General features: G+C 59.1%; 13 protein-coding genes. 10 read left to right on the top strand and 3 right to left on the bottom strand.

Annotated features, from left to right (window positions below):
• Positions 1 to 24: 24 nt before the first annotated feature.
• Both JZX87_RS17920 and JZX87_RS17915 read right to left on the bottom strand, forming a co-directional pair.
• Positions 25 to 570 carry a tripartite tricarboxylate transporter TctB family protein gene (locus JZX87_RS17920; RefSeq protein WP_286194853.1) on the bottom strand — a complete coding sequence of 182 codons (546 nt, stop codon included), beginning with the start codon at positions 568 to 570 and terminating at the stop codon, positions 25 to 27.
• Entirely contained in the window at positions 567 to 1,547 is a 981-nt protein-coding gene (locus tag JZX87_RS17915; protein WP_206827127.1) for a Bug family tripartite tricarboxylate transporter substrate binding protein, read from the bottom strand. Before JZX87_RS17915 ends, JZX87_RS17920 begins: the two co-directional genes overlap by 4 nt.
• Before the next feature lie 237 nt (positions 1,548 to 1,784).
• On the opposite strand from JZX87_RS17915, the gene JZX87_RS17910 reads away from it, so the two are divergent.
• On the top strand, positions 1,785 to 2,810 hold the full coding sequence (locus JZX87_RS17910; protein ID WP_206827126.1) for a LacI family DNA-binding transcriptional regulator: 1,026 nt from the start codon (positions 1,785 to 1,787) through the stop codon (positions 2,808 to 2,810).
• A gap of 1 nt (position 2,811) precedes the next feature.
• Here the strand turns inward: JZX87_RS17910 and JZX87_RS17905 are convergent, their stop codons facing one another.
• Positions 2,812 to 3,987, bottom strand: a complete 1,176-nt coding sequence (locus JZX87_RS17905; protein WP_183825505.1) for an L-talarate/galactarate dehydratase — start codon at positions 3,985 to 3,987, stop codon at positions 2,812 to 2,814.
• 113 nt (positions 3,988 to 4,100) lie between these two features.
• Between JZX87_RS17905 and JZX87_RS17900 the strand changes: the two genes are divergently transcribed.
• From JZX87_RS17900 to JZX87_RS17860, 9 genes are all read left to right on the top strand, one after another.
• Entirely contained in the window at positions 4,101 to 4,985 is an 885-nt protein-coding gene (locus JZX87_RS17900; protein ID WP_148144458.1) for a LysR family transcriptional regulator, read from the top strand.
• A gap of 357 nt (positions 4,986 to 5,342) precedes the next feature.
• Positions 5,343 to 6,986: an ABC transporter substrate-binding protein gene (locus JZX87_RS17895; protein WP_206827125.1), complete on the top strand. Its 1,644-nt coding sequence runs from the start codon at positions 5,343 to 5,345 to the stop codon at positions 6,984 to 6,986.
• Between the two features lie 66 nt (positions 6,987 to 7,052).
• Positions 7,053 to 8,006: an ABC transporter permease gene (locus JZX87_RS17890; protein WP_206827124.1), complete on the top strand. Its 954-nt coding sequence runs from the start codon at positions 7,053 to 7,055 to the stop codon at positions 8,004 to 8,006.
• 2 nt (positions 8,007 to 8,008) lie between these two features.
• Positions 8,009 to 8,899 carry an ABC transporter permease gene (locus tag JZX87_RS17885; protein WP_206827123.1) on the top strand — a complete coding sequence of 297 codons (891 nt, stop codon included), beginning with the start codon at positions 8,009 to 8,011 and terminating at the stop codon, positions 8,897 to 8,899.
• A complete protein-coding gene (locus JZX87_RS17880) occupies positions 8,896 to 9,969 on the top strand; it encodes an ABC transporter ATP-binding protein (RefSeq protein WP_206827122.1) in 1,074 nt (357 codons plus the stop codon). Before JZX87_RS17885 ends, JZX87_RS17880 begins: the two co-directional genes overlap by 4 nt.
• A 1-nt stretch (position 9,970) precedes the next feature.
• On the top strand, positions 9,971 to 10,939 hold the full coding sequence (locus JZX87_RS17875) for an ABC transporter ATP-binding protein (protein WP_206827120.1): 969 nt from the start codon (positions 9,971 to 9,973) through the stop codon (positions 10,937 to 10,939).
• A gap of 66 nt (positions 10,940 to 11,005) precedes the next feature.
• Positions 11,006 to 11,683 (top strand): aspartate/glutamate racemase family protein, encoded by a 678-nt coding sequence (locus JZX87_RS17870; RefSeq protein WP_206827119.1) that lies wholly within the window; start codon positions 11,006 to 11,008, stop codon positions 11,681 to 11,683.
• A gap of 98 nt (positions 11,684 to 11,781) precedes the next feature.
• Positions 11,782 to 12,621 (top strand): MurR/RpiR family transcriptional regulator, encoded by an 840-nt coding sequence (locus JZX87_RS17865; RefSeq protein WP_502711326.1) that lies wholly within the window; start codon positions 11,782 to 11,784, stop codon positions 12,619 to 12,621.
• 76 nt (positions 12,622 to 12,697) lie between these two features.
• Positions 12,698 to 12,904: a substrate-binding domain-containing protein gene (locus tag JZX87_RS17860; RefSeq protein ID WP_206827117.1), complete on the top strand. Its 207-nt coding sequence runs from the start codon at positions 12,698 to 12,700 to the stop codon at positions 12,902 to 12,904.
• Positions 12,905 to 13,130: the final 226 nt, after the last annotated feature.

Here is a 13,130-nt window from a genome sequence, read left to right as displayed (position 1 = left end):
TCAGAAAGCACTTGTGAGAGCCCGCTAGAAAAGTTCGCCGATAAAGGGGGTCCAGGGGCCAAAGGCTGAGACCGGAAGCGACAGGAGCTTGGTGAAAAGCAACACGGAACAGGCAGCAAGAAACAGTCCGAGCAGAATTGAATGTCGCCAATTGGCATAGCGGCTGGCGGTCGCTACGCCGACGATCAGCAGGAGCATTGTCGGCGCCAAACCAAGCCCCGCAAGTGCGAGACCGAAGCCGATCGGTCCGAGAATTACCAGAAAATAAGCCTTCCAGTTCCAGGTTTCCGGATCACCTGCTTCGGCATCGACCATCAGCGACTGCACGACGATCAACGCACCAATAGCCATCAGGAGAAGGCTCAACATGGTCGGGAAGTAACCCGGCCCCATCTGGAAGGAGTTCCCGACTTCAAGTTCCCGGCCGAACCAGATGAACAGCAAGCCGACACAGATCATCGTCACGCCGCCGACGAAGTCGCGGCTGTTTCTAATTTTCAGCATGGCATGATACTCGCGTGTGAAAGACATGCCGGCCGGGAACTGGATCCGGCCGGCAGATTGGCTCATTGCAGCGGCACGTTCGCGGCCTTGATGACGTCAGCCCACTTTGCCGTTTCCTTGTCTATAAAAGCCTGGAACTCGGCCGGCGTATTACCGACCGGCGTCACGCCCATCGCCTTGAGCTTTTCCTGCATCGCAGGCTCCGCGATAATGGCCTGAACTTCCTTGCTGAGCTTTTCGACGATTTCCGGCGGCGTGCCGGGAGGAGCGAAGAGGCCATGCCACGAGGTCGCCTCGAAGCCGGGAATCGTGCTTGCCATGGTCGGCACGTCGGGCAGCAAATCAGCCTTTCCGAGGCTGGTGACAGCCAGCGCCTTCACCTTGCCCGCCTTCACCTGCTGGGCGGCCGTTGGAATATTGTCGAACATCATATCCACATGGCCGGCCACGACATCGAGGATCGCCTGACTGCTACCCTTGTATGGAACGTGAGTAATCTTGATGCCGGCTTTGGTCGCGAGAAGCTCGCCGGCCAGATGGATGGAGGTACCGACGCCAGAAGACGCATAGGTATGCTTGCCCGGCTCTGTTTTCAGGAACGCGATCAGCTCCTCTACATTGTTCGCCTTGATCTTGTCCGGGTTGACAACGAGCACGTTCGGCAGGCTGGCGATCAGCGAAATAGGTGCGAAACCTTTCTCTTTGTCGTAAGGCAGCGTCTTATAGAGCGTCTGGTTGATCGCGTTGGAGCTGACCGTACCCATGCCGATCGTATAGCCGTCAGGCTTCGAACGAGCGAGGTCGCCCAGACCGATGTTACCACCCGCGCCGGGCTTGTTCTCCACGATGAAACGTTGCCCAAGGCGCTTGTCCAGTTGCTCGGCAACGAGACGGCCGAACGTATCGGTATTGCCGCCCGCTGCGAATGGCACGACGACGGTCACGGTCTTGGTCGGATAATCCTGCGCGTGGCTCGGTTGCAAGCCGACGACACAGATAGCGGTCGCAGCGGCCGCAATCGTCATGAAACGTTTGAGCTTCATATTATTTCCTCCAATTATCCGGCCTCCTGCCGGTCCCAATCCTCCATTCCCCGACCCTCCGACGAAGAAATGAAAGCGCTTTCATTGTAACTTCAAAATCCTCATCCGCAACCGCCACGTGAAAAATTTTAAATCATCAATTTCAATTGATTAGAACTTTTATCGCCAAATTTTTCGATTTATAGCTTGATAAAAGCTATAATGAAAGCGTAACTCATTTTCACAGGAATGAGTATCATGACCGATTACGACAAAAGCAAGCATATCAGGCACGGCGGTCCGGTGACGCTTGCCGATATAGCCAAACTCGCCGGCGTCTCGCCGGTCACCGTTTCGCGCGCCATCAACACTCCGGCGCTGGTCAAGCCGCACACACTGGAAGCGATCGAAAAGGTCATTGCCCGCACCGGCTATGTGCCAAACCTGCTTGCCGGCGGCCTGGCTTCACGCCGCACTAGGCTGATCGCCGCGATCGTCCCTTCGGTCGCCAGCACCATTTTTGCCGAAACCATCGAAGGGCTCAATGCCGAACTCGTCTCCGCCGGCTATCAGCTTCTGCTCGGCCTGTCAGGCTATGACCCCGGCCGCGAGCTGGAACTGACCCGTGCCATTCTTGCCCGCCGGCCGGACGGCATCATCCTCACCGGCATTACCCATATGAAGGAAACCCGCGCCATGCTCACGGGCGCGTCACTGCCTATAGTGGAAATATGGGACTCTACCCCCTCGCCGCTCGACACCGCCGTCGGCTTTTCCCATGCGGCAGTCGGTCGGCTGGTTGCCGAGCATCTGCTGATCCGGGGCTATGACCGCTATGCGCAGGTCGGCGCCAACGACCCGCGCGCCGTTCAGCGCCGCGATGGTTTCGTCAATCGGCTGAAAGGGATTGCCGAGGTCGAGTTGCCGGAACTGGATATGAATTCACCCTCCACCTTCCGCGACGGACGCATGGCGATGGCGCAACTTCTAGATCGCGGAGGAGGCTCGCTCGGCGTCTTTTGCTCATCGGATGTCGTCGCGCATGGCGCACTGGCTGAAGCTCATGCACGCGGCTGCAACATGCCGGGGGATCTCGCCATCATAGGGTTCGGCGATTTCGATTTCGCCCCTCACACCCATCCGCCGCTGACAACGGTCCGTATCGACCGTCGCGATATCGGCACCAAGGCGGCCCGCTCGATTCTTCGAAAAATAGCGGGTGATACAAGTGTGGAGGCGATGATCGATATCGACTTCCACATCGTTGCTCGCGGCACCGCCTGATTCAAGGTTTCTTGCCGAATTCGGCCGTGCCGCGCGTCCAATGTCCCGCCTGCTCTGATAGCGTGATCCCAAGTCCGGGCCGGTTTGGCACCAGCATGCGTCCCCCCTTGATTTCCAGCCGCTCGTTGAACAGGGGATCAAGCCAATCGAAATGCTCTACCCAAGGCTCAAGTTCGTAGGCTGCAGCGAGATGCAGATGGATTTCCATGGCAAAATGCGGCGCGAGCTGCAGCTTTTTCGCCTCAGCCAGCGCACAGATCTTCAGGAACTGCGTGATGCCGCCGACACGCGGTGCGTCCGGCTGGATGAAGTCGACAGAATTATTCTGGATGAGCGCAATATGCTCCAGCACGCTCGCCAACATCTCACCGGTCGCGATTGGCGTATCGAGCTGGGCTGCCAGCGCGGCATGTCCTTCGACGTCATACGCGTCGAGCGGCTCCTCAATCCAGGTTAGATTGTAAGGCTCCATGAGCCGACCGAAACGCATCGCATTCGGGCGGTCCCATTGCTGATTGGCATCGACCATCATTGCAGCACGGCCACCGATCCGGTCATGCACGGCGGCGACGCGCTTGAGGTCAACCGCCATATCCGGTTGCCCGACCTTGATCTTGATCCCGCCAATGCCGGCCGCGATCGACTGCTCGACGTTGTCGAGTACCTCTTCGATCGGCGAGGAAAGAAAGCCACCGGACGTATTGTAGCATTGCACGCTGTCGCGATGTGCGCCGAGCAGTTTGGCAAGCGGCAGTCCGGCACGCTTGGCTTTCAGATCCCACAGCGCGACGTCAAAGGCAGCGATTGCCTGCACCGCAAGTCCGCTGCGCCCAACGGAAGCCCCCGCCCAGCAGAGTTTGTTCCAAAGCTTGCCTATATCGTTCGGGTCTTCGCCGATCAGGACATGGGCGATTTCTTTTGCATGCTCATATTGTCCCGGCCCGCCGGCGCGTTTGGAATAGCTGAAGCCAATGCCGCTGTGACCGTGCTTCGTCTCGATTTCAGCGAAGAGGAACGCCACTTCCGTCAGCGGCTTTTGTCGTCCGGTGAGCACTTTCGCATCGCTGATCGGCGTCTTCAGTGGCAAGAAGACCGACGACAGCTTGATCCAGGCAATACTGTCGGCTCCGACCGTCGTCCTTTGCGGATCATTCGCTACTGGCAACTGCGTGTCCATGTTTCCACCCCATGTTCGGCTGCTCGGAGCCACATCCTCGCTTGACCAATAATCTCGAGATCAATTTAAGTCCAAGTCGATTATTATTGAATATCGATACAAGGATTGAATAGATGTTGGATATGGGTCAGGTCCGATCCTTTGTTATTCTGGCATCCGAGCTGAATTTCAGCCGGGCAGCCAGACGACTGAACATCACCCAGCCACCGCTCAGCCGGCAAATCAGGCTGCTGGAGCAGGAACTCGATGTGAAACTGGTGGAGCGCACGAGCCGTCGCGTCACACTCACTGCTGCGGGAATGACGTTTCTTGCCGAAGCACAAAGGTTACTTGAGCAAAGCGACGCCGCGATAACGGCAACACGGAGGGCTGCGCGGGGCAGCGCCGGATCCATAAAGATCGCCTTTGTCGGAGCCGCCACATATAGTTTCCTGCCCAAATTCATAGGTCAAGCGCGCGCCGCAGCACCGCAGATCGAGCTGGAGCTTGTGCAGATGGAAACGTCCGAGCAGCTTCAAGCCATCAATGCTGGCGATATCGACCTTGGCCTCTCACGTCCGCTTGCCGGCACACACCATCTCGAAAGTATCTCTGTTGCGCAAGAGCCCATGATGCTGGCCATACCTCGTGCACATCCACTCGCCACCAAGCGCCGCCCTGGCCTGGATGCACTCAACGGCGAACCCTTTATCAGCTTCTCGACGCCAGCCCGCTATCTCCACGACAAACTGACGAGACTGATGGCTGACAATTCAGTCACACCCCGGATCGTTCAAAGCATGACCCACTCGCAGGCGATCCTATCGTTGGTCAGTGCCGGAATAGGTCTGGCAATCGTGCCCGCCGGCACACAGAACGCCTGTTTCGACAACGTCGTGTTTCGCCCGATGGATCTGCAGCAAGAATGTGTTGCCGAACTTCATGCCATCTGGAGCCCGAACAACCGGAATGCGCTACTGCCGGACATCTGCGGCCTCGTATCTGCCATCGACAGCTAAGGTTTGCAGAGATTAGCGAGGCTTTCAGATATCTGCATCCCAATAGGGATGAGTTCCGAAAAACTCGACCATAAAGTCAATGCCGAGCGATTTTGAGGAAAACCGATGCTCGTACCGCTGATGCGAATAGCTGATCTCAGGCCTCCATATCCTATGTTCTCAACTGCCCATATCTGACCCGTCCCATGCCTGATTTTTTATCAGATACACTTGTAACGCATCGCCTTACCCTCGGAGAAAAAATCTAAACAACTGACAAAATTATGAAATTTCAGTTTCACATTTTTTGGCATGAAACCTGCTTCTCTTTATTCGACTGGGCAAAAGTCCAGCACAGATTAAAAAAGAGGGAACGGTATGACAAAAACATCTTTGAGGAACTGGCGTGACGGGGGATTTTTGAAGACCCTGCGGACGGCGACGATACTCGGCGTGGCTTTTGCTGCCACTGCCAGCTCGGCGTTTGCTGCCGGGACGCTCCGGATTGGCATGACGGCATCCGATATTCCCCTGACCACCGGTCAGACGGACCAAGGCGGCGAAGGCCAGCGCTTCATGGGATACACGGTCTACAATTCGCTGATTGAGTGGGACCTCAGCAGAGCCGACAAGCCCTCTGCGCTGATCCCCAGCCTTGCGACGGCCTGGACTGTCGACCCGGCCGACCATACCAAATGGACATTCAAGCTGCGTGACGGCGTGAAATTCCATGACGGAAGCGTCTTCAACGCCGATGCCGTCGTCTGGAACCTCGACAAGCTCCTGAAGACCGACGCCCCGCAATTCGACCAGCGCCAGTCGGCGCAGGGCAAATCGCGCATTCCGGCGGTTGCCAGCTACAAGGCGACCGATCCAAAGACCGTCGAGATCGTCACCAAGTCTCCTGATGCGACCCTGCCCTACCAGATCAGCTGGATCCTGATGTCCTCGCCGGCAAACTGGGAAGCCCAGGGCAAGAGCTGGGAAAAGGTCGCGCAGCATCCGTCCGGCACCGGCCCGTGGAAGATGGAAAGCGGATTTACCCCGCGCGAACGTGCCGAACTGACACCCAACAAGGATTATTGGGATACAGCTCGCATCCCTAAGCTCGACAAGCTGGTGCTGATCCCGCTGCCGGAACCGAATACCCGCGTTGCAGCTCTGCGTTCCGGCCAGGTCGACTGGATCGAAGCCCCGGCACCGGATTCCGTCAAGTCGCTGAAGGATGCAGGGTTCTCCATCGTCACCAATGCCTATCCGCATAACTGGACCTGGCATCTGTCCCGCGTCGAAGGCTCGCCGTGGAACGATGTTCGCGTCCGCAAGGCCGCAAATCTCGCGGTCGACCGCGACGGCCTGAACGAGCTGCTCGGCGGTCTGTCCATTCCCGCCCAGGGCTATCTTCCGCCCGGCCACCAGTGGTTCGGCAAGCCCGACTTCAAGCTCGAATACAATGTCGAGGAAGCCAAGAAGCTGATGGCGGAAGCGGGCTACGGTCCGGACAAGCCGATCACCACCAAGGTCGTTATCTCGTCCTCCGGTTCGGGCCAGATGCTGCCGCTCGCGATGAACGAATATATCCAGCAGACGCTCGCCGAAATCGGCATCAATGTCGAATATGAGGTGATGGACTGGAACACGGTCATCAATGTCTGGCGCGCCGGCGCCAAGGATGCCAGCGCCAAGGGTGCGACGGCTGTCAACTACAGCTACTTCATCCAGGACCCCTTCACCGCGCTCATCCGCCAGTCGCAGTGCAACCTCGCACCGCCGAACGGCACCAACTGGGGTTATTACTGTGACCCGGAAATGGATGCCCTGTTCAACAAGGTGCGCACCACCTTCGATGCCGCCGAACAGGACAAGGTGCTGCAGCAGGTCCACGAGAAATATGTCAACGATGCGCTGTTCCTGATGGTAACGCATGACGTCAACCCACGAGCCATGAACACCAAGGTCAAGGGTTTCGTGCAGGCGCAGAACTGGTTCCAGGATTTCTCGCCGATCACCGTCGATCCCTGATGCCCAACGCCCGGATCGTGCCCTAAAGGGCGCGATCCCACTCGTTCAGGTTTTCCGGAGAAGCTCATGCTCGTCTACGCCTTTAAACGGCTTCTGCATGTCATACCCGTCGCGATGGGGGTCAGCATCGTCTGCTTCATGCTCATCCATATCGCCCCCGGCGATCCTCTCGCCGCCATCCTGCCGACAGATGCCTCGCTCGAATTGCAGGCGCAGATGCGGACCTTCTACGGCCTCGACCAGCCGCTTCCGGTGCAATACGCGCTCTGGGCCTGGCATGCCCTGCAAGGTGATCTTGGCACCTCGATTGCCACCGGCCGCCCGGTTCTGGCCGAAATTCTCAGCGCCTCGGTCAACTCGATCATCCTCGCAGTTGCCGCCACTATAATCGGCTTTACCTTCGGCTCGATCCTCGGCTTCCTCGCTGGTGTCTTCCGCGGAGGTTGGATCGACCGCATCGCCTCCGGTCTTGCCATGCTCGGTGTCAGCGTGCCGCATTACTGGCTCGGCATGGTTCTTGTCATCGCCTTTTCCGTATCGCTCGGCTGGCTGCCGTCGATGGGCGGCGGTCCCGGCGGTTCGGACGGACGAAGCTTCAGCTGGGATTATATCCAGTATCTTATCCTGCCGGCCGTCACCATGTCGGTCATCCCGATGGGCATCATCGCCCGCACCATCCGCTCGCTGGTGGCAGACATCCTGTCGCAGGATTTCGTTCAAGCGCTGGCTGCCAAAGGGCTGATGACGAAACATGTGATGCGCCACGTCATCCGCAACGCCGCACCGACGGCGATTTCCGTCATGGGCCTGCAACTCGGTTACCTGCTTGGCGGCTCGATCCTGATCGAAACCGTCTTCTCCTGGCCCGGCACTGGTTTTCTGCTGAACGGAGCGATCTTCACCCGCGACCTGCCGATCCTACAGGGCACGATCCTGGTGCTCGCAATGTTCTTCGTCATCGTCAATCTCGTCGTTGACGTGCTGCAAAGCGCCATCGATCCGCGCATCCAGAGGAGCTGAACATGGCCGTCATCACCGCCGACACTTTGCCCACCCCGCTTGCCGTGCCGAAATCTCCCGGCTTCTGGAGCGGCGTCCTGCAGCGTCTCTGTCGTGACCCGGTGGCGCTCGCGGCACTCGCCGTCCTCATCATCATCGTCGTGGTCGCCATCCTCGCGCCCTATATCGCCCCTTACGACCCGGCCAAAGGCAGTGTCATCCGAAGGCTGAAACCTATCGGCACCGAGGGCTATATTCTCGGCACCGACGAACTCGGCCGCGATATGCTGTCGCGCCTCATCTATGGCTCCCGCCTGTCGCTGATCATGGGTGTCGTGCCCGTCCCGATCGCCTTTGTCATCGGCTCGATCATCGGCATCGTCGCCGGTTATGCCGGCGGCATCACCAACACGCTGATCATGCGCACGGTCGATGTCTTCTATGCCTTCCCTTCTGTCCTGCTCGCGGTCGCCCTTTCCGGCGCGCTTGGTTCGGGCCTGACGAATGCGCTCGTCTCGCTCACCGTCGTCTTCATCCCGCAGATCGCCCGTGTCGCCGAAAGCGTCACCACCCAGATCCGCAACCTCGATTATGTCGATGCGGCGCGTGCCTCCGGCGCCCCGGCATTCACGATCATCCGCGTCCATGTTCTCGGCAACGTGCTCGGGCCGATCTTCGTCTTCGCCACCAGCCTGATCTCGGTGTCGATGATCCTCGCCTCCGGCCTCTCTTTTCTTGGACTCGGCGTGCGTCCGCCGGATGCCGAATGGGGGCTGATGCTGAACACGCTGCGCACCGCGATCTACAACAATCCGGCGGTTGCCGCCCTGCCCGGCGTGATGATCTTCGTCACCTCGATCTGTTTCAACCTTTTCTCGGACGGTCTGCGTCAGGCAATGGATGTGAAATCATGAGGACAGTCGCAGAGACCACCATTCCCGACCTTCCGCTCGGTGAACGCGGCGGCCCGGCTCAGCCGCTGATCTCCGCACGCGGTCTGATCAAGCATTTCCCTGTAAAAGGCAGCGGCTTTCTTCAGCCGAAAAAGGTCGTGCGCGCCGTCGATGGCGTCGATTTCGACATCCTGAAAGGTGAAACGCTCGGCGTTGTCGGTGAAAGCGGCTGCGGCAAGTCCACCACCGCCCGGCTTCTAATGCAACTGATCATCCCTGACCAGGGTGAGATCCTGTTCGACGGTGAAAAGGTCGGTGCCGCCCTGCCGCTTGCCCAGTACCGGCGACAGGTGCAGATGGTGTTTCAGGACAGTTACGCCTCGCTCAATCCGCGCCTGACGATCGAAGAATCGATCGCCTTTGCCCCCCGCGTCCACGGCGTGCCGCAGGCAAAGGCGATCGCCCGCGCCCACGATCTTCTCCACCGCGTCGGCCTCGAACCGGTCCGCTTTGCCGGCCGTTACCCGCACGAACTCTCCGGCGGCCAAAGACAGCGTGTCAACATCGCCCGCGCGCTGGCGCTAGAGCCGCGCCTCGTCATCCTCGACGAAGCCGTTTCGGCACTCGACAAATCGGTCGAGGCACAGGTGCTCAACCTGCTTCTCGACCTCAAGCGCGATTTCGGTCTCACCTATCTGTTCATCAGCCACGATCTCAATGTCGTGCGCTTCATGTGCGACCGGGTGATGGTCATGTATCTCGGCAAGGTCGCCGAGGTCGGCACGCGCGAGGCGATCTACGAGAACACGAAACATCCCTATTCCGCCGCCCTCCTCGCCTCCATGCCGAAGATGGATCCGGCGGAACGCACCGAAGAGCCGCCGCTTTCCGGCGACCCGCCGAACCCGATAGACCCGCCATCGGGTTGTCGGTTCCACACCCGGTGCAGCATGGCGGAAGGCGTCTGTTCTGCCATGCCCCCTCCCCTTGCGGTCGTCTCGGGAGAACAGCAGGCCGCCTGCCTAATGTCGGTTCCCGGTTCCGGCCACAGCCACGCGGCAAAACCTGCACCTGAATTGATGGAGGCCTGAGATGAGCGAAGAGCAGACAGTCATCGATATCCGCGACCTCTCCGTCACCTTCCATCGCGGCCGCAAGCCGGTGAAAGCCGTCAATGGTGTCAGCCTGTCGGTCAAGGCCGGCGAAGTGGTGGCGCTTCTCGGCGAATCCGGTTCGGGCAAGAGCGTCACCATGCGTTCCCTGCTTCGCCTGCATCCGAAGGGCACGGATATCGCCGGCAGCATGACCGTTTCCGGTCGCGATGTGATGGCGCTTTCGACACGCGAACTCGGCCAATTGCGCGGCGCCACCGTCTCGATGGTCTTTCAGGAGCCGCGCCTCGCGCTCGATCCGGTCTACACGATCGGTCAGCAAATCGAGGAAACCATCATGCGGCACGAAAAAGTGTCACGGCAGGCAGCGTCCGACCGGGCACTGGCACTCTTTCAGAAAGTGCGCATTCCCTCGCCCGAACGGCGGCTGAAGAACTACCCGCATGAAATGTCGGGCGGCATGCTGCAGCGCTCGATGATCGCCATGGCGCTTGCCTGCAATCCGAAGGTTCTTCTTGCCGACGAGCCGACGACCGCGCTCGATGCGACGGTTCAGATCCAGATCCTGCTTCTGATCCGCGAGCTGCAGAAGGAATACGGCCTCTCGGTCATCTTCGTCACCCACGATATCGGAGTCGCGGCGGAAGTGGCAGACCGCATCGCCGTCATGTATGCCGGCCGGATCGTCGAGGAAGGCAGGGTCGGCGATATCATCCGCGATCCGAAACATCCCTATACCAAGGGCCTTCTCGGCGCCCGTGTCGAACTTGCGCATGGCCGCGACCGGCTGGTGACGATTCCCGGTTCGCCACCAGATCTTGCTGCCATGCCGCCCGGCTGCGCGTTCGCACCGCGCTGCGGCCAGGCCTCGGACATATGCCTCAGGGACGTGCCACCCTTGAAGCCGATCGGAGAGACGGGCAATATCGCCTGCATTCAATATGCCTGAACTGAAGCACAATAAAAAACGCAATGACAAAGGGAGGCAGTCGTGCGGTCGTGCACGGCTCGAGACATGACGCATATCACCTTGATCAACCCGAATACATCAACGGCTACCACAGTCATGATGACCGATATCGCACGCAAATATCTGCCTGCGGAGGCGACCATTGAGGGTGTCACCGCGGCCAATGGCGTGCCGATGATCCTTGATGAGAAGCAGCTTGGTGCAGCCATCGACGGCGTCATCGAAATGGGGCTCGCCAAATCAGGCACGTCGGATGGATTGATCATCAGCGCCTTCGGCGACCCGGGGCTCGAACGGCTGCGGGAGATTTGCGATATTCCGGTGGTCGGCATATGCGAAGCGAGCATGCTTGAAGCCTCGCTCGGTGGCCGGCGCTTCGGCATTGCGACAGTAACGCCGGATCTTGTCGAGAGCTTTGCCAGAAAGGCCGATGCATTGGGCCTGACCCCGTTCTTCACCGGCACGCGACTGACGAGCGGAGATCCGGTAGCACTTGCATCCGATCCTCAGCGCCTGCATGCGGCACTGGCGGTCGCAGTGCGCGAATGTTTCGAACAGGACGGCGCAGAAGCCGTGATCATCGGCGGCGGCCCGCTTGGTCAGGCCGCCGATGATCTGCAGCGCCTCTTATCCGCCCCGGTCATCGCGCCGATCCGTTCCGCCGTTGCACTGCTTCTTTCCCGCATCGCGGCACCTCAGGCAAGGAAAAGGATTGCACGGTGACAGGGGCGTCATCGCCCGACCGCCGGGACATATTTCCTGTTGCAAGCGTAACAACTCCAAGCGACATTCCGCCCGCTGATGACATGGCGGAGTTTCCCGTGACCAAGGACAGGTCGTTCCTCTATCGCGTAAGGCAGGCCCTGCCCGATCTTCGACCCGCCGAAAAGCGGCTCGGTGAATTCGTCTGCGATTTTCCTGGCGAACTCGCCAGCTATTCCGCCCAGGAACTGGCGGCATTGGCGCATGTTTCCAAGGCAACCGTCACCCGTTTCATCCAGCATCTGGGTTATGAGACCTATGAGGAAGCCCGCCGCCACGCGCGCGCTGAAAAGCAGACGGGCTCGCGGCTATTCCTGGCAACCGCGACCGATGCATCGACAGCACAATCCATGCAGGCGCATGTCGCGCAAAGCATGGCCAATCTTGAAGCGACGTTTCTCTCCATTTCTGACGGCCAGATCACGGCGGTGACCGACGCGATTATGGCGGCCCGAAAAGTCTGGGTGATCGGCTTTCGCAGCAGCCACCCTTTCGCTTCCTATCTGCAATGGCAGCTGACGCAGGTGATCGAGGATATCGTCGCCGTTCCCGCCGCCGGCCAGACACTGGGCGAGCATTTCGTCAGCCTTCGGGAGGACGACGTCGTGGTCTTCTTCGCCCTGCGCCGCCGGACTGCTCAGGCCGATGCCATCCTCACCCAGGTTCGCAAATCGAAGGCGAAGCTTCTCTATGTTACCGACGAAGGCGCACCCTTCGACACGCGGGCGACATGGCATATGCAATGCCAGACATTCGCCCCCGGCCCCCTGTTCAATCACACGGCCCTGATGGCATTGTGCCATCTGCTGATCACACGATGCCTCGAAAAGGCGGGTACCGAGGGCCGCAAACGCTTAAGAAACATCGAAGCGCTGAATGAAAGCCTTGAGGAACTCTGAGCTGTCTTGAACGCGATGCAAAGGCAGCGCTCGCAGGTGGGTAGTCAGGGGCTTTCATGTGGACTGAACCCATGGGTTGGTCCTGCCACGCGATATCGGCATCGCCGGCTTCGGGAACTATGAAATGGCATCGGTGTCCGACCCTGGGATCGCCACCATCAACGTGGACAGCTTCGTAATCGGCGCGCAGGCGGCCGAACAGATGATTGCCATGCTGGAAAACCGATGTGCGGCGAAGATCACAAAAACAGGCTATAATGTCTTGCGACAAGGCAGCACTTGAGAGCCGCTATCCAGCAAACAAGATCGGTTGCGCGGGCGGAAAAAATCGGCGTTTGGGTGATGGGAATACCACGTAAACGGCAAGCCTTCAGGCTACCGCTTTTGCTTTCAGGATGAGGATCGATACCAAGCAATTACGCTTCATTTCCTACTCCCGCGTTTTGTTTTCGATTGCATATGTTATCGATAACATCTATGTCAACTTCAAAGACGCTTATGAACCGGGA

This window comes from Agrobacterium sp. Ap1, assembly GCF_017313375.1.
Lineage (GTDB): Bacteria > Pseudomonadota > Alphaproteobacteria > Rhizobiales > Rhizobiaceae > Neorhizobium > Neorhizobium cellulosilyticum.
Note: the sequence above shows the minus strand (reverse complement) of the source record. Positions and strands in the feature narration are given on the sequence as shown.

Coding starts and splice junctions, on each gene's coding strand:
- JZX87_RS17920 (WP_286194853.1), bottom strand. CDS start 570: ATGAGCCAATCTGCCGGCCGGATCCAGTTCCCGGCCGGCATGTCTTTC.
- JZX87_RS17915 (WP_206827127.1), bottom strand. CDS start 1,547: ATGAAGCTCAAACGTTTCATGACGATTGCGGCCGCTGCGACCGCTATC.
- JZX87_RS17910 (WP_206827126.1), top strand. CDS start 1,785: ATGACCGATTACGACAAAAGCAAGCATATCAGGCACGGCGGTCCGGTG.
- JZX87_RS17905 (WP_183825505.1), bottom strand. CDS start 3,987: ATGGACACGCAGTTGCCAGTAGCGAATGATCCGCAAAGGACGACGGTC.
- JZX87_RS17900 (WP_148144458.1), top strand. CDS start 4,101: ATGTTGGATATGGGTCAGGTCCGATCCTTTGTTATTCTGGCATCCGAG.
- JZX87_RS17895 (WP_206827125.1), top strand. CDS start 5,343: ATGACAAAAACATCTTTGAGGAACTGGCGTGACGGGGGATTTTTGAAG.
- JZX87_RS17890 (WP_206827124.1), top strand. CDS start 7,053: ATGCTCGTCTACGCCTTTAAACGGCTTCTGCATGTCATACCCGTCGCG.
- JZX87_RS17885 (WP_206827123.1), top strand. CDS start 8,009: ATGGCCGTCATCACCGCCGACACTTTGCCCACCCCGCTTGCCGTGCCG.
- JZX87_RS17880 (WP_206827122.1), top strand. CDS start 8,896: ATGAGGACAGTCGCAGAGACCACCATTCCCGACCTTCCGCTCGGTGAA.
- JZX87_RS17875 (WP_206827120.1), top strand. CDS start 9,971: ATGAGCGAAGAGCAGACAGTCATCGATATCCGCGACCTCTCCGTCACC.
- JZX87_RS17870 (WP_206827119.1), top strand. CDS start 11,006: ATGACGCATATCACCTTGATCAACCCGAATACATCAACGGCTACCACA.